Source organism: Microcoleus sp. CAWBG27 (genome assembly GCF_020883145.1).
GTDB lineage: Bacteria > Cyanobacteriota > Cyanobacteriia > Cyanobacteriales > Microcoleaceae > Microcoleus.
In genome coordinates, this window is record NZ_JAHREU010000062.1 from 26,017 (window position 1) to 44,487 (window position 18,471).

An 18,471-nucleotide genomic window follows, 5' to 3' on the forward strand; every position below is an offset into this window, starting at 1 on the left:
TTTTGTCACGATCGACAATTACTAAACTGACGCACCCTAGCGCTAAAGATCAAGGAGTAGTTGTTGGCATAATTTGCTGTGGTTGTAGTTGCTGTAGCTGCTGATTTTGCTGCTGTTGAAGTTGAAGTTGCCGATTTTGAAGATCTATCTGTCGCTGTCTGTCTTCGAGTTGCAAGCGTCTGTCTTCAGCTTGGCGCGCTCTGTCTTCAGCTTGCAGCCTTCTGTCTTCAGCTTGTCTCTGTCTGTCTAGCTCTCTGTCTGCACGTTGCTGTTGTCTGTCTTCACGTTGTTCCCGAAGCTGTCTGAGTTGATTTCGCCGATCGAAATCTCCTCCCAAAAATAAGTTCTGAAAAGCGTTGATAGTTGTTTGAAACCCAGTAAAAATTCCGCTAACAGTGTTGATTCCACCTGCAACTCCTGTTATCGGCTGCAAGAAAGTGGCAATATTGTCTGCTACCCTAGTATAGCCCGATCGCGCTACGAGAATCACATCGTTGTTTCGGAGAGTTGGGTTATTGTCAGGATTCAGCCCTTGAGCAAAATCGACATTAATAGTGCGGCGAGTAACAGTACCGTTGGGGTTCAAACGCAGCAGTTCCACCTTATCTTTTTTAGCCCGCAATTGATTGAAACTACCCGCAGTCAGCAAAGCTTGGTGGAGGGATGTACTAGGTTTAACCTGTAAAGCTCCGGGCCTGATCACTTCCCCTACAATATTGATGCTGATCGCATTTGGAGAGAAACTTGTACTTCCGAGTTGGGCAACTTCAGCTAAGTCTACAGTAGATGCCGTCGGAATAATGACGCTATCTCCTTCTTGCAGTAAAACATCTTGAGTTGCGTCACCTTTTTGCAGCAAATCCCACAGATTTACCGTGATAGTTTGTTCAGTGCCACCTCTGACACGGCGGCGGATTTGGACGCGGCGAATGTCTGCTTCTGTGGTGATACCGCCAGCAATTTTGAGCGCTCTAGTGATTGTTGGTAGTCCGACAACGGCTCCTCCTCCTTGTTGTTGTTCAATAGAGACAAAACTCAGATCTGTTTGTTGGTTAGTCGATCGCAAATCCGAAGCAGATACAGTATAAGGCCCCGGCCTGTTGACTTCTCCAACAATTACCACGCCAATTGGTTTAGTAATATCAGCGGAAAAACTAGCACTGGCTCTTTGACGGACTTCTTGGGTATTGAGAGCACTTGCTGTCGGTACAAAAATTGTATCTCCATCTCGGATCGTGACATCTTGGCTCAAATTTCCCGTATCTAAAAAATCCTGCAAATTAACAGTAATAAGTTGCTCTGCTCCGCCTCTGCGTGGACGGCGAATTTGGACATTTCGCATATCTCCTGCGGATGTCACCCCTTTAGCAACTTGCAGCATTTCCATCAAAGTTGGAAATTTTACGCCTCCTCCGGTTCCTTCTCTGCTGGCATTAATTTTGTAGGAACCGGGGCGAGTAACTTCACCGGCAACACCTATATTTAGGGGGCGAGTAACCATCAGAGTCACGGTGACAACGGGAACATTGATGAAGGGTTCGTATCGCTTGGTAATGACGGTAGCGGCTTGTTGCAGCGTCAACCCTTGAATTGAGACACTGCGAATGATAGGTAGATTGAGGGTTCCGTCAACTAAGACTTGATATTCTTTGCTGAATTCAGGGACGCCGAAGATATCTAAAGCAATGCGATCGCCCGGGCCTAAAGTATAAGCCGCTTCTTGTGTCAGCGAACCCGAATTGCCGATCCGCGGGAAACTCGAACCCGGAGGCGGTGGTGGCGGTACTCTCGGCCTGTTTGGGCTCGGAGCGCGTGCAGGAGTTCTGACGGCAGGCAATTGAGCTATACTGGGCAGCGAACCGCTTAGCACCAGGAGTGCTGACAAACTCAGACTTGTAGCGGTTTGAACGTTATGTTTCATAGTTGTTTCCTGGTTGCAGTCTGCCAATGAACGATCGCAATTTAGCTAGTTAATTTTAGTTGATTTTCCGTTCTGTCCAGTGTAGCCTCGTTGCCCTGGAAAATCCAGAGGTGGAATCATAAAATTTGTGCGGCAATCGAGTACCTTATTTATAAAGAAAGTGTAAAGCGAGCCAACTGTTCTCAAAATTATTTATACATAAGTCGGGATGCAAATCAACCCCCCGAAATAAAAGATCTAGAAAAAACGATACTTATTTGATGTAAAATATTAATAATTGTATCTGCGGGATAAAGACAAGTGTCACTAAAATTGGAGAAGGTAATTCCTTGGGGACGCTGCTTGGATGAATACATAGGAATGTTTAGCCTGACATCAGGTGACCTCAAGCTAGCAATTCTTGATTGTGCGGGCGGGCCGGCGAGTTTCAATGCCGAAATGACTTGCCAAGGTAACAAGGTGATTTCTTGCGATCCAGTATATCAGTTTACGGCGGTGCAAATTGGCGATCGCATCCAAGAAACATATCAAACTGTAATTGACGGTGTTAAAGCCAATGTAGACGGCTACCTCTGGAACAATTTTGAATCGCCGTACCAGCTAGGCGAAGTGCGGATGAAAGCAATGCAGGAATTTTTAGCAGATTTTCCCTCTGGCTTGGAGCAAGGCCGCTACCTGACTGCTGAGCTGCCTGTTTTGCCCTTCGATAACAATCAATTTGACTTAGCTTTGTGCAGCCATTTCTTATTTGCTTATTCTCACCTGCTTTCGGAAGAATTTCATCTAGAAGCAATTATGGAAATGTGTCGGGTTGCTAAAGAAGTGCGGGTGTTTCCGCTGTTGCAGAGTTTTAGCGGGGAGGAATCCGAGCATTTAAATCCGGTGATTGCCGAATTGAAAAACCGAAATTTTCGTGTGGAAATTCAAGAGGCTCCTTATGAGTTTCAAAAAGGTGGAAATAAGATGCTGCGAGTTAGGGGGCGAATGTAGCCAATTACCGGGCGAATGGAATTCGCGGCTATACAAACCATGTCCGCCTCCGCGGACTCAAAGACAATAGCTACTATATTTATATACCCAGGTCAAAATGCTCAGCAGCGCAGCCTTAAGGAAAACAGGGACAGGGTGGGAATTTGTCAGCGAAGATGCTTTAGAGGATTTTGTCGAAGCTCATTTGGAGAGTTTGCTAGGCTTGACAGTCATCAAGCGACAATTCACTATCAACGAACAAAGATGCGATATTATAGCGGTGGATGAGAATAAAGGCTTAGTTGTGCTGGAGTTGAAAAACGGCGAAGATAGATATGTCGTTCAGCAGTTAACCCGTTATTACGATGCTTTGTTGGAACACAAACCTTTTGCCGATTGCGTGGATTACGCTCAACCCGTTCACTTAATAGCAATTGCACCAAAATTTCACAGGGATAATTTTATAGACAGGAAGTATCACGGGCTATTTTTTCAGTTTTTGCAATTTGCGATTGTTTTTTCCGAGGATAAATTAAATTTACAACTGAAAGATGTAGATGCCGAACATATTGCACAAGTACAAATTACATATCAGCAAACAGAAAGCACTGATAATATACCGAATCCACCCAGAGAGTTTCGGAATATACTCAAGAAGTTTATTGATGACGAACAGCAGGTAATCTGGAGAATTCGGGAAAAAATTCTCAGATTTGACACCCGTATGCAAGAAATAATTTGCTCTAAAAGCATTAGTTATGGTAAAGGTAAAAGTAAACTATGCGCTCAGATTTGTGTAGATAGAAGAGCTGAGAAATACTATATTAGACCATCACTCATGTTATGGCTACCTCTTTCCCCTTGGACGGATAACTGTAAAAGGGTTGGGAGAATAGCGATTTATAACCAAAAGCTCAATGATGCTTTATCTCTGAGCAAAATAGATGAGTATTCCTATCTTCGCCACTGGCCTGTGGGTTCTCGTTATTCTGCTTCTGGTGGACAAGCTCAAACTTGGAATTTAAAACACTATGTAAATGAGATCGGTAAGCAAAAAAATGAATCTCATGCTTTGGATTTCCTAGTTGATTTATCCTTGGAAAAGTGGCGAGAAAGACTTTAAGGTTATTTTTTAGATACCACGTTTTCTTTAGTAATTCTAATCAAAAACCGCAGAGCTTCATTCACTGCTTCAGAATCGGGAAACATCTCTGCAATATCCTGTTCTAAACGAATATTTACACCGCCAAAACTCTTTCGTCTATATCCGACCTTTCTTACACGAAACTTCCTCAAATCATATTCCGATCGCAGTTCATCTTTCATCCCTATTTTATTCTTATTCATAAACTTCAGCATCTTTGATATAAGATTACATCTAGAAGCCACACTCAAACAAACTAATGTCACAAACAGTCTGGATCGCACGCCACGGAAACCGCATCGACTTCGTAAACCCCGACTGGTTTCTCACCGCAGAACACCGCTATGACCCCCACCTTTCCGAAGACGGTCACATTCAAGCCAAACAACTCGCCAATCGCCTCAAAGGTGAAGGAATTTCTCACATTTTCGCTTCCCCTTTTCTGCGAACTGTCCAAACAGCAAATCACGTTGCCGAAGCTCTCGATTTGTCAATTAAACTAGAGTGGGGACTGTGCGAGTGGCTGAATGTTGAATGGATGACCGAAATGCCGGAAACTGAATCTGTCGAAGATTTGTGCAGGCGTTTTCCCAGGATTGATGCTTCCTACAAAGGTGGTATTCCTAAGTATCCCGAAACTGGGGAAGCTTGTCTCAAAAGGGCGGGGGAAACTGCTAAACGCCTCGCCGCACAGTTTCCTGAGGATATGTTATTAGTAGGTCACCGTGCGTCGGTTTTGGGAAGTGCGATCGGGCTAGCGGGCGGTGCAGAAACCGAAATTAATGCTTCTTTGTGCTGTTTGGTGAAAGTGGTGCGGGATGGGGGCGAATGGTCGATCGCACTTAATGGCGATACTTCCCACCTCACGGACACTGAAACCGTTGTCCGCTTTAATTAAAGTTGAGATTCGTGCAAAAAATCGCATTTTATGCTATTTGTACGGATTGGGTGCTATGTGCACACCCTACGTTTATTTGGTTTGTGAAAATCCGAGTGCTATCATTGAATGTCGATCGCACATTTCAAATCAAAAATCCCTAATCGATATGGCAGGACACAGTAAATGGGCGAATATTAAACGCCAAAAAGCTAGAGTTGATGCCGTTAAAGGCAAGGTTTTTGCCAGAATATCTCGCGAAATTATTGTCGCCGCCCGCAGTGGAGTTCCCGATCCCGCTGGCAATTTTCAACTGCGGACTGCTATTGAAAAAGCGAAGGCGGCGGATATTCCTAATGAAAACATAGAAAGGGCGATCGCCAAAGGTGCCGGTTTAGCCGGGGGTAGTTCCGAATTAGAAGCCATTCGCTACGAAGGTTACGGCGTTGGCGGCGTAGCGATTCTGATTGAAGCGCTGACAGACAACCGCAACCGCACGGCGGCTGACTTGCGAGAAGCTTTTAGTAAAAATGGCGGCAACTTGGGCGAAACTGGTTGTGTGGGCTGGATGTTCGATCACAAAGGAGTTTGTACAGTACGCGGCCCCATTGATGAGGAAAAATTGTTTGAAGCTTCCCTAGAAGCCGAAGCCGAATCCTACGATTTGATATCAATTGATGAGGATACTGAAGGTGCAGAGGTTTTTACAAGTGTGCCTAATTTAGAAAAACTGGCTGATGTTTTGAAACAAACAGGTTTTGCAGTTTTACAGTCAGAGACTCGCTGGATTCCGAGCAATACAGTGGAAATAGACACTCCTGAAAAAGCTCGATCGTTCCTGAAGTTAATGGACGCCTTGGAAGATTTGGACGACGTGCAAAGTGTGACGGCTAATTTTGAAATGACCGATGAATTGATGTCCTCAATTATGATTTAAAATCCCAAGGTTCGTAGTGAGGACTTTAGTCCGCATCAGGTTCGTAGTGAGGACTTTAGTCCGCATCAGGCTCATAGCAAAATTTGAAGCTTACTAGAACAATTACAGCTTTGTCAGAGTATGAAAGTGCGATCGCGAATTATCTGGGAGAAGCAGTGCAGTACCGGATGGGCGATCGGATGCAGTAAGGGAGATTTGTGCGATGTTTTCAAGTCGTAAGTTGATATATTGCCGGTCGATATTTTGGTTCGGGAATGGGTTTTCCCGCAGCTTTTGCAGCTTCCAGCCATGCTGTTTTAGCAATCTGTACTTTTTGCAAAGCTAATTCTGGGGTTTCGCCAAAAGCGGAACAGTATTTTAAATCTGGAATATCGGCAATGTAGCCTTCATCTTCGTTGCTGTAAAAAATATTGATGCGATAGTCTTTCATGGTTCATCATCCTTAATTTTGAGCTATATCGTGTATTCCTGCTTCGTAAAATCCTTCCTCTTGAAGAAATTGAGTTAATTCCTTAAGTCCTTGGCGACGCATCACTTTTCGCTGTTCTCGATAAATGATTAAATCCTTAAATTGAATCCGCCGATCGGAACCTACTTTGAGATAAGGAATTGCTCCTTCATCTAGCAACTTGACGAGAAATGGTCGCGATACATTCAGGATATCGGCAGCTTGCTGCGTCGTCAGTTCGCGATTGTGCAGAATATCGAGCAAATACATGGAAAACAGAAGACAATGATTAAATAAAACAGCAGTTTTAGCCATATTAAAAAGTTAATTAATCCTATTCCTCGTATAAACCAGCTTCCTCAGTCATCTCGATTAGCTTATCTAATAGTTTACGGCACTTTCTGTCGCGCTGTTCTTGATAAATCATTGTTGCTGGTAATGGTTTACCTTCAGCTTGGCAACTCTCGATTAGTAACTCTAGTACCTCTCGCGCATTATAAATAGCTTCTTCATAAGAATCTCCGTGAGTTACCGGCTGCATTACATCCTCAAATTCTGGCAAAAATACGACAAAACATCGATCGCCTTCTGACCATTGGATAACGATTGTATATTTCATGGTTCTGTCTCCTCTGCTTCGATTTGCCTACGCACCTCAATTGTTTCGCTGCCTAACTTATGTAAATATAGTTTAGCATCATTTCCGTCTTGACAAGCTATGATAAGAGCCTTGGCCAATTATAGAATGCAGTAAACAAATCTAAAATGGAAACAATACAACTGTCTTTGTTCTCAAACGAGTCAGAATTAACTCCTGCCAAAAAGCAGAAAAAAGCAAAATTAGGGCGTTACGAACGCATCCAACGCGAACTAGAAGCAAATGAATGCGACCCCTACAAGATATTCATTGATATTGAATCTCAGTTACTGCCACAATCCGACTATACATTTGTCGATCTGTTCTGCGGTGCAGGCGGCATGACCCAAGGTTTATTGCAAGCAGGTTTTCGACCAGTAGCAAGTGTTGAAATTAATCCCATCGCCTCGGCAACTCATACAAAAAACTTTCCTGATTGTCATCACTTGTGCGACGATATCAAAAACTTAAATCCCCAAAAATTGCTCGCTGAAATCGGTGCGCTAGAAGTTCATGTTGTTGTAGGTGGGCCGCCGTGTCAAGGCTTCTCAGTGGCAGGAAAACGCGACCCGAACGACCCTCGAAATCGCCTATTTAGAGAGTTTGTCCGCGTAGTCTCTGAAATACGTCCTTGGTATGTTGTCATGGAAAACGTACCAGGAATATTGACTATGCAAAAAGGAGCTGTTAAACAAGCAATTTGCGAAGCTTTTCAGGAAATTGGCTATCCGCATATGTCCGTTGCTGTTCTGGAATCAGCAACCTATGGAGTCCCACAAATCCGCCCGCGAGCTATTTTTATTGCAAATAGATTTGGGATGCAAAATCCCTATCCCAAGTCGCAATTGTTGCCAGAACAATACAAAGCAATCGAATCAGCAATTTACGATCTACCAGAGTATACTCCCATCCCAGAAATTAACCACGAATGGACTCGTCATTCTGCTGAGTACATGGAAAGACTTGCGAAAGTTCCACCAGGTGGTTCCTTGTATGAAAGCTATGCCGATGCTTTTAAGCGACAGTATCCGGGAAAACCGAGTATGACTGTCAAAGAAAATCATGGTGGCACTCATATTCATCCTCATCTTAATCGTGTTATTTCTGCTCGTGAAATGGCTAGATTGCAAACTTTCCCGGATTCATTTATTTTTGAAGGTTCTATGAAAAAGGCAATGTGGCAAATCGGAAATGCTGTGCCACCTCGTTTAGCAGAGTGTATCGGTTTTGCACTTATTCCATACTTGACTGATATAGCTTTGAACAAGCCTAGCTTAGTTACGGTTAAACCTCCCGAACAGATTCAGCAGGTATAGCTGTTTTAAATTAGATACTACTTCTTACTAAGTATTTGTACTATTTCTCCCAGCAGCCTATCTAGAGCTTGTGAGCAGTTGACTTGTGTTGCGTTGGGGAGAGATTCCCTGCCTCTAATTTGCTCATGCAGAATACCATGACTTATGTTTTTTTGGAAGTTATCTAGGTTCTTCATAAGTTCTCCGAAAGATATGCTTTTTCCAGAATAATTATTTGCTACTTCCTTGAAATATTTACAGGGGTCATTGACACCTTTATCAAATATAGGAGGTACATGATCCATAATTGCACGAGTAAGCATGGCAGTCGCATAATAATTTTCATTAGAATAGCTACTATTTAGTTCCTCACATAATCTTATAAGTTTTGACAAATCAAATTTTGATTTTTTTGATGAAATGTCTTTAAGTTCCTGTAGTCTGGTTTCATCAATAAAAGGGGGATTTAGTGGCACATTTAAAGCTTGATCGACCTGATTTTTTGGTTTATTTCTACTCGCCATTTCCTCCACTTCAGCTATTCCTTTAAATGTAATATAAACAGCATAATTAATAGAATCCAAATCAAATATATTACATAGAAAACCGTGATATATTAAGTAGTTTGTAATACTGATAACTTGATTTTCAGATAAACCTATATCCTTAGTAATATAACCAAGACGAATATATTTATCTGGATCGTCTTCGGTAGCTTTATAAATACAAGATAGGACTTGATAACGCTTGATTTTTTGTTTTTCAACTGCTATATCGACATTTTCTAAATTTGGAGCTGACCTCAATAAACGCTCAGTGCTATCCCTCAGATTTTGAGTGACCTGCTTTTCTACTTCAGCTATTCCTTTAGATGTAATCGAAACATCACGATCAATCTCATCTCTCCATGGAGGACATGAATTATCTATTTTTATGAAATGCTGCATGGATAAGTATTCGGAAATACTGAGAATTTCACTTTCCGGTAAATTTATAGACTTAGCAATATAAGCAAGAGAAATATTTATCGAAGATATATTATTTAGATCAGGAGCTTTATAAACACAATGCAAAAAATCAAAATGTTTCTTGTTTAGTTGTTCAGAATATTGACTATCGACGTTCATAGTTAACCTCAATAAAAGCTCAGTGCGATCGATCGCTAACACTAATTATAACTCAGCATTGTGTCAATATATACTACAAATGTATAGATACCATTTGGTATCTATACATTCCCTTCCGGCTTAATCGCCTACATCTCCATCAATATTTTTAATTCCGATAACTTCTTTTCCCAGCCTGTTTGATAGGCTAGCTCCACTGCCTCCTCAGAAGCAATTGAAAAAGCATCTTCCTCATCAGGATTCTCCTGATGCCGTAATAAATTTTCTTCATAAGCATTTTTGTAGGAATCTTCATTTCCGTCTGGATCAGTCTGGTTACAAGAGTAATAATGCTCCATACAATCCACCCATCCCTTTGCATGAGCAATAGCTTCCTTTGCTGTTGAGTAGTCTGGAGTGTTGTATTTCTGAGAGTTAGTTACAACTGTAGGATAATTTCCATCAGGCTTTACGAAGCCTGCTATTATTCGGGGTGTATAGGAAACCCTTACGCAGTATACCTCTAACCTAATTTTTTCAAGAACAAGCTCAGTGTTTCGATAGTATCGATGGTTATAATTACTCATAACGAATTACCTTAATAGATTTTTAAACTTTACCCTTTTATTATAGCAAATTTTGTACAAGGTCGAGCTTGACAAATATTCCAATTTAGAATGCAGAGTCAAGGCAGTCTTGTCCGGTGGTTGGGGAGTCGGAAACTTGACGCCCTTCTTCGCCCGAAATTCCCCCTTCCGACTGAAGACGGATGCCTCACAGATGTACAATTAGGACGATCGCTCAGTTAAAATGAAACAGTATTACGTTCCGATAAAATGAGATTATCGCCAACATTGAGGGGAACAAGATGACTTCTCAAACGATCGAACTTTTGGAAGATTTGCTAGGCAAGTTACAGCAGTTACTCCCGGAAAATCAGCAGCTTCTGTTAACTTTTGCAGAGTTTTTGCTGGAACGACAGATGCGATCGAGCCCCGAAAACACTTCAGTTGAAGCTGAACCTCCTCCTGGGCAACAACGAGTTTTGGGTCTGCATCAAGGGATGGGCTGGATGAGTGAGGATTTTAACGAGCCACTTCCTGATGCGTTGTATTAATAACTTTACGCAATCTGCAATCGTTTTCCCAAAGTCTGAGGTTCTGGTAGAGGTTTGCCATCTTCTTGATAGAGTTCAATCAATGTTTCTAACAATTCTTGTCCGTGTTTGGCCGCTTCTTCGTAAGTGTGTCCGTGAGTACATGGCTGCATGACATCGGTAAACTCAGGCAAGCTGACAACAAAAAGTTGATCTTCTTCTGACCACTGGATGATGATACTGTAATGGCTATTCATTCTTCTATCTCCTTCAGCTTCTGTAAATCAGAAATTACTCTTTTTTCGTGATAATTGGGTGCATCATCGCCATCATTACCTGACAGTGTAATTTTTTCAGGTAATAAAGGGTGTTCCGATACAGTGTGACTGCCTTTTCCCTGTCTGTAAGTAAAGCCTGCTTTTAGTAATAGACTTTTCAATTCTCTAACTTTTTTAGGCATGAGTGATGCCAGTTAACGAGGTTTAAGATATTGTAGCCGATCGCGCAAACTACCTAGTTTATTTAAGAAGTAAGATTTCCACAACCTATGCACTACAATCAAAGAAACCGGGTTTTTACCAAATCTGCGGACTACGACAAAGTATTTTCGTAAAAAACCCGGTTTCTGGGCCTCGGTTTTTATTACTTCTGCTCAGGCCAACGCCTTTTCATCACACAAGCAACGTAACCGTATATACTACCTTCTAAACCCTCTAAAGTATTATGTTCTATATCCTCGTACTGACCTAATTTGCTAGTCCACTTCCCATTAGGAAGTTGTCTCGCTGCGTGTTGAGGTTTTTCATCTAAAACATAAATCGCTATCTTTTCAAAAGCAGCTTCCAGCGAAGCGTTATCGCCGACTTCATACCCTAAAGTTTGATAAGCCATAATAAAAGCAGTCAGAGATTCCTCTCGCAGTATATTCGGTGGCCAGTAGTCTTGACCTTTGGCATCTGGCCACCACCATTCTTCCGTACTTCCAGCAGCCCAACCTATACAGTTATAATCAGTTGTGTCGGGGCTGGTAATTTTATATCCCGTTATCACTAAATTAGGATGATTTTGTTCAATCCATTCTTTAATATTTTGCGTCCAAGCATTATTTCCTACCATTTGTAACCTTTTGCTCCTCCCCACTCCAGCCAAATCTGAGTCATCTCTTTAGTTTTACCCCGTTTTTCCAAAGGTACTGGATCTTCTCCACTAATTTCACACAGAGCATGAAACCAACGCCCCGACTTTCTTGCCACTTCCCTTAATAACAGAGGAATTACTACTGGACCCATCTTAATAATTTGTTGGTAAGCTGGGTGCATAACTAAATCTGTAGTGGAGGAAATACCTATAGTTTCATTGCGCCATTGTTGTACTAAATTTGTAAAAATGCGATCGATTTCTTCCATCGCACTTGGCATTGCACTAACTGGGTAAAAATACCCGACTAATCGTCCGTTATACTCTATTGCTATAGGTTCTGTTTCCTCTAACAAAATCTGTTCCTTTAATTGCAGCAAGTTTGTTTGTTTCATTTGGCATAAATTAAAATATTACTATTATATCAAGCAATTTAAGCACGCAGACTCAGAAACCGGGTTTTTACCGAATCTGCGGACTACGACAAAGTATTATCGTAAAAAACCCGGTTTCTAGGCTCCAAAGTCCGATCGCTCTTGCATCCCCACACAGATGTACAATGGTGGGATCGCATTCCCCAATTCCCAACCGTGATTGACCGCTACACTCTGCCCGAAATGGGCAACATCTGGACTGAAACCGCCAAACTCAAAAGCTGGCTACAAGTAGAAATCGCTGTCTGCGAAGCTCAAGCCGAACTCGGCTACATCCCAGCCGCCGCAGTGGAAGAAATTAAAGCTAAGGCTAATTTTGACCCCAAACGAGTCCTCGAAATTGAAGCCGAAGTCCGCCATGACATGATCGCTTTCTTGACAAATGTCAACGAATATGTAGGTGATGCTGGCCGCTACATTCACCTCGGCTTAACCAGTTCCGATGTGCTCGATACTGCTTTGGCGCTACAATTAGTCGCCAGCGTCAATATCTTGTTAGAACGTGTCGAAGATTTGAGCCAAGCTATTCGCTATCAGGCCCAACAACACCGCAATACTGTGATGGTTGGCCGATCGCACGGAATACACGCCGAACCCATCACCTTTGGCTTTAAACTGGCAGGATGGCTGGCTGAAGTGTTTCGCAGCCGAGAAAGATTGGTGAATTTGCGATCGTCGATCGCAGTTGGCAAAATCTCCGGCGCAGTCGGAACCTATGCTAATATCGATCCGCGCATCGAGGCGATCGCCTGTCAGAACCTCGGACTCGAACCCGATTGTGCATCGACTCAAGTCATTTCGCGCGATCGACACGCCGAATACGTCCAAACCTTAGCACTGTTAGCCGCATCGATCGAGCGTTTCGCCGTAGAAATCCGCAACCTCCAACGCACCGACGTTCTCGAAGTCGAAGAATTCTTCTCCAAAGGGCAAAAAGGCTCATCCGCCATGCCCCACAAACGCAACCCAATTCGATCGGAAAGACTGACAGGAATGGCAAGAATTGTTCGCGCCAACGCCGTCGCAGCCTTAGAAAATGTAGCGCTTTGGCACGAAAGAGATATTTCTCACAGTTCCGTAGAACGGATGATTTTGCCCGACAGTTCCACTGTTACCCACTTCATGTTAGTCGAAACCACAGACTTAGTAAAACACCTGCTAGTCTATCCCGAAAACATGAAACGCAACATGAATCTCTACGGCGGAGTTATCTTCAGCCAGCGGGTGATGTTAGCCTTAGTAGAAAAAGGCACGAGTCGCGAAGATGCTTATAAAATTGTGCAATCTTGCGCTCACCAAGCTTGGAATAAAACGGGTGGCAATTTCTACGATTTAATTTCCAAAGATGTCAGCGTTACTGCTCGCATGACAACCAAAGAAATTGATGATTGTTTCGATCCGCAGTACCAATTAAGGCATTTAGATTTAATCTATCAGCGCTTGGGAATTTAAAAATATTTTTAAATTCCAACTAAAGATACAATATCGATCGTAATCCTTCATCTATTTCTTCCTGTAAATCCTGTGGTATTGTGCCAATGCACTCAATTAAAAACGTTTTGTCCACAGTAAAAAGCTGAGAAATATTAGCCACAGAATCCTTGGGTAAACCTGTGGCTTTACTCGGTAACAAGACATTACCTGGTGCTTCTGCTAACCGCATATTAGAAGTAATGATGACGACGATTACAGTGCTAATACGACTTTGAGTAAAAGTATCATCCTGAACTATTAACACTGGACGACGATATCCAGGTTCAGAAGCAACTGGATCGGGTAAATTTGCCCACCAAATTTCTCCGCGATACATTACCAATCCTCATGGGGTAAGGAGATAAATTGCATCTTTGCCAAAACTGGATCTAGTTCAGAAGATTCTTTAGAATAGACTTGATTTAGTTTGCTTAAAATTAGATCGCGGTTGTGTCGCCTCAGATACGCCTGCAATGCTTTTGTATAAAGCTCGCTGCGTGATAACCCTAACTGATTAGCCAAAGCCTCGGCTTCTTCAAAAACTAAATCTGGAAGTGAAATTGCAGTTTTCATAGCTCCCCTTGTTGTCACGGTTACTACATACTATTGATGATAGCACAGAAGAACGACCTCAATCTACTCTTTAAGACTTGCCATCAGAACAGCTATGAAATTTAATCGTTTTGGAAAATACCCGATCGCATTTATGTTAGTGTTGCTATGTGCGATCGGTCTGCACCATCCCATATTTGTCCGCGCAACGGAGTCGCCACAAGTGCAAATTACCCAACCAGAACCAACCTCAGTAGCACCTGAAAGCGTTTTCATGAGTCAACTTCCCAGTTGGGCGCGGCTGGTTGACATCCGTACCGTTAATCGCAACATTCGCCTCGATATCCGCTACGCCACTACTAACAATTTCTTGAAACGAAAGCTTTATACAGTAGCAAAATGCGCTTTGAGAAGTTCTGTTGCTGAAAAATTGGGGAAAGTTCAAACTGATTTAGAAAAAATCGGCTTGGGTTTGAAAGTTTACGATTGCTACAGGCCTTTTTCTGTGACGAAGCAAATGTGGGAAGTTTTGCCGGATCCGAACTATGTTGCTAATCCTGCTAGGGGTTCGCGGCACAATCGCGGGGCGGCTGTGGATTTGACTTTGGTCGATCGCACTGGCAAAGAATTAGAGATGCCAACGCCCTATGACGATTTTACCAAAAAAGCTCACAGAGATTACAACGGTGGCAGCGCCCAATCTCGGAAAAATCGTCAAACGCTTGAAGATGCGATGAAAAAACAGGGATTTATCGGCATCACCACAGAATGGTGGCACTTTGATTCGGAAGATTGGCAGAAATTTGCGATTTTAGATATATCGCTTACTGAAATTCCTTAATTAGCTAAGCGCAAACAGGTTCGTAGTGAGGACTTTAGTCCTCAAAAAACCCCGTTCGTAGTGAGGACTTTAGTCCGCAAAAAACAGGTTCGTAGTGAGGATTTTAGTCCTCAAAAAACCCCGTTCGTAGTGAGGACTTTAGTCCGCAAAAAACCCCGTTCGTAGTGAGGACTTTAGTCCGCAAAAATTGTTAAATCAGGACTTCAGTCCTTACTACGAACCTGAAGAAGGACTGAAGTCCTTACTACGAACCTGAGGAAGGACTGAAGTCCTTACTACGAACCTGAGGAAGGACTGAAGTCCTTACTACGAACCTGAGGAAGGACTGAAGTCCTTACTACGAACCTGAGTATGTCAACGGACTCGCACATAAAATTCGTATTCATAGCCACGGAAATTTGAGTTTAGTTCAAATGTGTAATTTCCAGTAACAGGAATTTTGCCCGTCCACTCAGTTTTATTACCTCCTGTATTCGGATCTTCTGCTAAAAGTTTGCCGCTAGGAGTGATAATTTGCGGGAAAACATCTTTCCGATTCTTAACCGTCATTGTTTGATTTTTAGCAGCCCGAATCTTGTAAGAGTGAGTTCCACCGCCAATGATTCGACCTTTAACAATTGCCTCATCTCCCCCAAACAAAAAATTAATCTGCTGGTTGACATTAGAACAACTGCTTTCCGTGCGATTTTTGGCAATCCAACCGGGCGGTTCGGTAATTCGCAGCCAACCATTTTGTTCTTCTGCAATGGAAACAAAGGTATTATTTTTCAGTTTTCCTACTATTTTGCTGTCGTTTACTTGCGGGTGCGATCGCACATTCAGCGGTGGATTTGGATCGCTAACTACAGCCATACTGATTTTACAGCCGGAATTGGGCGGTGTGACAACTACTGGCGCACCTTTTTGCTGCGAGACTCCAGCGATTAGCGGTAGTTGAAATGCGCCACTTTTGGCTGGTTGAGGTTGAGATTTCGAGGCTTCCCCAGGCTGGGTTTCTACTTCCAGAGGTTCTGCTGGTTCAGACTCGGGGTTGTTCGCCGGAAAAAGTGAAATATCGTTGCTGACTGCTGCTGGGGATTCTGCAAGGGGTGCATTGGATTGTTGAATCCTACCTGACTGTATGGTTGCAGCAGCTACTCCCACGGCTGTGGCTAGCCCTGCTAAGGTGACTGTGATGATTTGAGTAGAAGTAAATGGCATAAAAACCCCCTCTGTATTTATACTGATATTTTTTGTTGCGGAATTGACGCGATCGCCAGTCAAGTTATAGAGAAAATACGTAATTAGGCGAATTTGTCAAGATTTTGCTGGAAAAATTGGGCCGACAGCGATTTGATTTATAGTGAAAATACTTAATTTGGGCTCGTCTTTCCGGATGAGTGCCTAAAATTTAACATTGATGATTGTCACAATAATTTTAGTCCGTCTATACTTGACACCTGTGGTGATGCTACTGTTGCTCTGAGCCAGTTGTGCTCAAATCTAGCAACGTAAGCATCCAGCGCGAGGTGCCGTTTATTAGTTCTCATGTCAACATTTATTCCTTTCCAATTACAACCACCTCGCGATCGACTGCTTTCGGAGGTGAAGCAGGAAGCCGAAGCGGGCCGATCGCAATCCTTGCATAATGCTGTGCTGGCTAACCTCAGCCAAGACTCGCAGCCTGTCGGTGTCAGTCGCTGTTGGGATGTGGAAGTGAAAGCGGGAAATCGTCCAAGTTTTCGGCTTCCAGCCAAAGCTAGCATTTCTCAAGTGTTCGATCGCACCAGCGGCAAATTAGTCATTTTGGGAGCGACGGGTTCCGGCAAAACCACGACGCTGCTAGAATTGGCTCTGGTGTTAGTTTCGCGCGCCGAACAAGATCCTAATTTACCAATACCGGTGCTGTTTGAACTGAGATCGTGGAAAGCAGAATCTGGGGCGATCGCAGATTGGTTAATTGTTCAGCTTCATTACAAATACGGCATCTCAACCACTGACGGCAAAAAATGGCTGGCCGAACAAAAATTGCTACCTCTTTTCGACGGTTTGGACGAACTAGAAATTCACCGCCAAGATAGCTGCATTCAAGCAATCAATCAGTTTCTTGAAAGCGAATTTCAACCCAAACATTTAGTAGCGTGCAGCAGTTTTGAAGCTTACAAAAACTGCCCGACTAGATTTAAACTGCAAGCAGCAGTTTTGCTGAAACCTCTGACCGAAACTCAAATTCAAAATTATCTCCTAGAAGCCAGAAGCCGCGAACTTTGGTACAGCATAGAGAAGGAGCCGGAGTTGTTAAAATTAGCAAAATCTCCCTTATTATTGAGCATGATGGCTTTGGCTTATGATGATATTTTAATCGAATCTTGGAAGCGGATTACTTCCACAGAAGAACAGCGCAAATATCTGTTAACTGCTTACATCCGCCACCAAATGACTGGGGAAGTCAAGCAGTATCCCAGAGGAAAGGAACTGCGGCCAGAACAAATTCGCCGCTGGCTGGGATGGTTGGCGAGAAAAATGGAACAGCAAGGAATTCAAGAATTTTACCTCGATCGCATCTCGTCTAGTTGGCTGCAAACAGCCGAAGAACAGCGCAAGTATCAGTTTGGAGTTAAACTGTTGGGCGGGCTGATTTGGGTAATTTTGGGAGTAATCGCCACCCTAGTCTCCGGATCGGTTTTGGGGTTGATGGCGGGTGCTGCGGCTGCGGTAATTAGTGCTTTGTTGCCACCAATTCCGGCGATTGATAGTTTGATCTTGCGCCTCGTATTGTGGTCTAGCGGTCATATTCCGTGGGATTACCAGCGTTTTCTGGATGCTGCGGGCGATCGACTGTTGCTGCAAAAAACGGGCGATCGACGTTATCGATTTATTCACGATTTATTGCAAAAGCATTTTGCTGAAATATAAATGCAGAGCTTGACAAAAAATAATATTTGTGATATTACCCGGCGGTTGAAACCGCGGCTACACAGACAAAACCCGCCTCCGCGGGTTGAAGAGTACCTAGTAAAAATGCGTTACTTTCTTGATTCCGCCTCCGCGGAATTCGTTTGTGTAGACGCGGTTTCAACCGCCGTCCTTTCTTGATTCCGCGGAGGCGGAATTGGTTTGTGTAGACGCGGTTTCAACCGCCGTCCTTTCTTGATTCCGCGGAGGCGGAATTGGTTTGTGTAGACGCGGTTTCAACCGCCGTCCTTTCTTGATTCCGCCTCCGCGGAATTCGTTTGTGTAGACGCGGTTTCAACCGCCGTCCTTTCTTGATTCCGCGGAGGCGGAATTCGTTTGTGTAGACGCGGTTTCAACCGCCGTCCTTTCTTGATTCCGCGGAGGCGGAATTCGTTTGTGTAGACGCGGTTTCAACCGCCGTCCTTTCTTGATTCCGCGGAGGCGGAATTGGTTTGTGTAGACGCGGTTTCAACCGCCGTCTTTGGTGGTATTTTTGCCATGAGAAATAGTTGTTCCGCACTAAATTCTAATCCATCAAAAAGTCGTATCGGCTCAATAAGTAGGGGTAGCAGTTAATCTGGCTGCCAAGACAATCCCAAGGGATAAAGAGCAGATTTGGAGCGAATAATAGTGGACAGAGAGGGAATAACTCCAAGTTGAGAAATTCGGT

At 43.3% G+C, this 18,471-nt stretch carries 23 protein-coding genes; 9 read left to right on the forward strand and 14 right to left on the reverse strand.

Going from position 1 to position 18,471, the window contains the following annotated elements; translation table 11 throughout:
- Positions 1-49 precede the first annotated feature (49 nt).
- Positions 50-1,921: a polysaccharide biosynthesis/export family protein gene (locus QZ938_RS26050; protein ID WP_293354301.1), complete on the reverse strand. Its 1,872-nt coding sequence runs from the start codon at positions 1,919-1,921 to the stop codon at positions 50-52.
- Positions 1,922-2,221: 300 nt separating this feature from the next.
- On the opposite strand from QZ938_RS26050, the gene QZ938_RS26055 reads away from it, so the two are divergent.
- Both QZ938_RS26055 and QZ938_RS26060 read left to right on the forward strand, forming a co-directional pair.
- Positions 2,222-2,911: a class I SAM-dependent methyltransferase gene (locus QZ938_RS26055; RefSeq protein ID WP_293354303.1), complete on the forward strand. Its 690-nt coding sequence runs from the start codon at positions 2,222-2,224 to the stop codon at positions 2,909-2,911.
- Positions 2,912-3,008: 97 nt separating this feature from the next.
- Positions 3,009-4,013 (forward strand): endonuclease NucS domain-containing protein, encoded by a 1,005-nt coding sequence (locus tag QZ938_RS26060; RefSeq protein ID WP_293354305.1) that lies wholly within the window; start codon positions 3,009-3,011, stop codon positions 4,011-4,013.
- 2 nt (positions 4,014-4,015) lie between these two features.
- Here the strand turns inward: QZ938_RS26060 and QZ938_RS26065 are convergent, their stop codons facing one another.
- Complete coding sequence (locus tag QZ938_RS26065) at positions 4,016-4,237, reverse strand: hypothetical protein (RefSeq protein WP_293354307.1); 222 nt, start codon at positions 4,235-4,237, stop codon at positions 4,016-4,018.
- A gap of 56 nt (positions 4,238-4,293) precedes the next feature.
- On the opposite strand from QZ938_RS26065, the gene QZ938_RS26070 reads away from it, so the two are divergent.
- Positions 4,294-4,932 (forward strand): histidine phosphatase family protein, encoded by a 639-nt coding sequence (locus QZ938_RS26070; protein WP_293354309.1) that lies wholly within the window; start codon positions 4,294-4,296, stop codon positions 4,930-4,932.
- Between the two features lie 148 nt (positions 4,933-5,080).
- Entirely contained in the window at positions 5,081-5,848 is a 768-nt protein-coding gene (locus QZ938_RS26075; RefSeq protein ID WP_293147368.1) for a YebC/PmpR family DNA-binding transcriptional regulator, read from the forward strand.
- 208 nt (positions 5,849-6,056) lie between these two features.
- On the opposite strand, the gene QZ938_RS26080 is transcribed toward QZ938_RS26075, so the two are convergent.
- The 3 genes from QZ938_RS26080 to QZ938_RS26090 are packed head-to-tail and all read right to left on the reverse strand — an operon-like array spanning position 6,057 to position 6,915.
- A complete protein-coding gene (locus QZ938_RS26080) occupies positions 6,057-6,278 on the reverse strand; it encodes a type II toxin-antitoxin system HicB family antitoxin (protein WP_293354311.1) in 222 nt (73 codons plus the stop codon).
- A 12-nt stretch (positions 6,279-6,290) separates the two neighbouring features.
- Complete coding sequence (locus QZ938_RS26085) at positions 6,291-6,611, reverse strand: helix-turn-helix domain-containing protein (protein ID WP_293354313.1); 321 nt, start codon at positions 6,609-6,611, stop codon at positions 6,291-6,293.
- Positions 6,612-6,630: 19 nt separating this feature from the next.
- Entirely contained in the window at positions 6,631-6,915 is a 285-nt protein-coding gene (locus QZ938_RS26090; protein ID WP_293147198.1) for a type II toxin-antitoxin system HicB family antitoxin, read from the reverse strand.
- 146 nt (positions 6,916-7,061) lie between these two features.
- On the opposite strand from QZ938_RS26090, the gene QZ938_RS26095 reads away from it, so the two are divergent.
- The gene (locus QZ938_RS26095) at positions 7,062-8,249 is read left to right on the forward strand and encodes a DNA cytosine methyltransferase (protein WP_293354315.1); all 1,188 of its coding nucleotides are present in this window, start codon (positions 7,062-7,064) and stop codon (positions 8,247-8,249) included.
- Between the two features lie 17 nt (positions 8,250-8,266).
- Here QZ938_RS26095 and QZ938_RS26100 read toward each other — a convergent pair whose 3' ends face one another.
- Positions 8,267-9,355: a hypothetical protein gene (locus QZ938_RS26100; RefSeq protein WP_293354317.1), complete on the reverse strand. Its 1,089-nt coding sequence runs from the start codon at positions 9,353-9,355 to the stop codon at positions 8,267-8,269.
- 128 nt (positions 9,356-9,483) lie between these two features.
- Complete coding sequence (locus QZ938_RS26105) at positions 9,484-9,921, reverse strand: hypothetical protein (protein ID WP_293354319.1); 438 nt, start codon at positions 9,919-9,921, stop codon at positions 9,484-9,486.
- Positions 9,922-10,202: 281 nt separating this feature from the next.
- On the opposite strand from QZ938_RS26105, the gene QZ938_RS26110 reads away from it, so the two are divergent.
- Positions 10,203-10,451 (forward strand): DUF2281 domain-containing protein, encoded by a 249-nt coding sequence (locus QZ938_RS26110; protein WP_293354321.1) that lies wholly within the window; start codon positions 10,203-10,205, stop codon positions 10,449-10,451.
- A 5-nt stretch (positions 10,452-10,456) separates the two neighbouring features.
- On the opposite strand, the gene QZ938_RS26115 is transcribed toward QZ938_RS26110, so the two are convergent.
- From QZ938_RS26115 to QZ938_RS26130, 4 genes are all read right to left on the reverse strand, one after another.
- Positions 10,457-10,687 carry a type II toxin-antitoxin system HicB family antitoxin gene (locus tag QZ938_RS26115; protein WP_293354324.1) on the reverse strand — a complete coding sequence of 77 codons (231 nt, stop codon included), beginning with the start codon at positions 10,685-10,687 and terminating at the stop codon, positions 10,457-10,459.
- A complete protein-coding gene (locus QZ938_RS26120) occupies positions 10,684-10,869 on the reverse strand; it encodes a type II toxin-antitoxin system HicA family toxin (RefSeq protein ID WP_367181863.1) in 186 nt (61 codons plus the stop codon). The genes QZ938_RS26115 and QZ938_RS26120 overlap by 4 nt, the downstream gene beginning before the upstream one ends.
- A gap of 203 nt (positions 10,870-11,072) precedes the next feature.
- A complete protein-coding gene (locus tag QZ938_RS26125) occupies positions 11,073-11,546 on the reverse strand; it encodes a hypothetical protein (protein WP_293354328.1) in 474 nt (157 codons plus the stop codon).
- Complete coding sequence (locus QZ938_RS26130; RefSeq protein ID WP_293354330.1) at positions 11,540-11,962, reverse strand: hypothetical protein; 423 nt, start codon at positions 11,960-11,962, stop codon at positions 11,540-11,542. The genes QZ938_RS26125 and QZ938_RS26130 overlap by 7 nt, the downstream gene beginning before the upstream one ends.
- A gap of 195 nt (positions 11,963-12,157) precedes the next feature.
- On the opposite strand from QZ938_RS26130, the gene purB reads away from it, so the two are divergent.
- Positions 12,158-13,453, forward strand: coding sequence for an adenylosuccinate lyase (purB, locus tag QZ938_RS26135; protein WP_293147184.1), 1,296 nt, complete (start codon positions 12,158-12,160; stop codon positions 13,451-13,453).
- 19 nt (positions 13,454-13,472) lie between these two features.
- Here the strand turns inward: purB and QZ938_RS26140 are convergent, their stop codons facing one another.
- Together QZ938_RS26140 and QZ938_RS26145 are read right to left on the reverse strand one after the other, a co-directional pair.
- The gene (locus tag QZ938_RS26140; RefSeq protein ID WP_293354332.1) at positions 13,473-13,811 is read right to left on the reverse strand and encodes a type II toxin-antitoxin system PemK/MazF family toxin; all 339 of its coding nucleotides are present in this window, start codon (positions 13,809-13,811) and stop codon (positions 13,473-13,475) included.
- Positions 13,811-14,047 carry a hypothetical protein gene (locus QZ938_RS26145; RefSeq protein ID WP_293354334.1) on the reverse strand — a complete coding sequence of 79 codons (237 nt, stop codon included), beginning with the start codon at positions 14,045-14,047 and terminating at the stop codon, positions 13,811-13,813. Before QZ938_RS26145 ends, QZ938_RS26140 begins: the two co-directional genes overlap by 1 nt.
- Before the next feature lie 94 nt (positions 14,048-14,141).
- Between QZ938_RS26145 and QZ938_RS26150 the strand changes: the two genes are divergently transcribed.
- Positions 14,142-14,867, forward strand: a complete 726-nt coding sequence (locus tag QZ938_RS26150) for a M15 family metallopeptidase (RefSeq protein ID WP_293354336.1) — start codon at positions 14,142-14,144, stop codon at positions 14,865-14,867.
- 354 nt (positions 14,868-15,221) lie between these two features.
- Here the strand turns inward: QZ938_RS26150 and QZ938_RS26155 are convergent, their stop codons facing one another.
- Positions 15,222-16,067, reverse strand: coding sequence for an SH3 domain-containing protein (locus QZ938_RS26155; protein WP_293147174.1), 846 nt, complete (start codon positions 16,065-16,067; stop codon positions 15,222-15,224).
- A 327-nt stretch (positions 16,068-16,394) separates the two neighbouring features.
- Between QZ938_RS26155 and QZ938_RS26160 the strand changes: the two genes are divergently transcribed.
- A complete protein-coding gene (locus tag QZ938_RS26160) occupies positions 16,395-17,762 on the forward strand; it encodes an NACHT domain-containing NTPase (RefSeq protein ID WP_293354338.1) in 1,368 nt (455 codons plus the stop codon).
- The last annotated feature ends 709 nt before the right edge of the window (positions 17,763-18,471 follow it).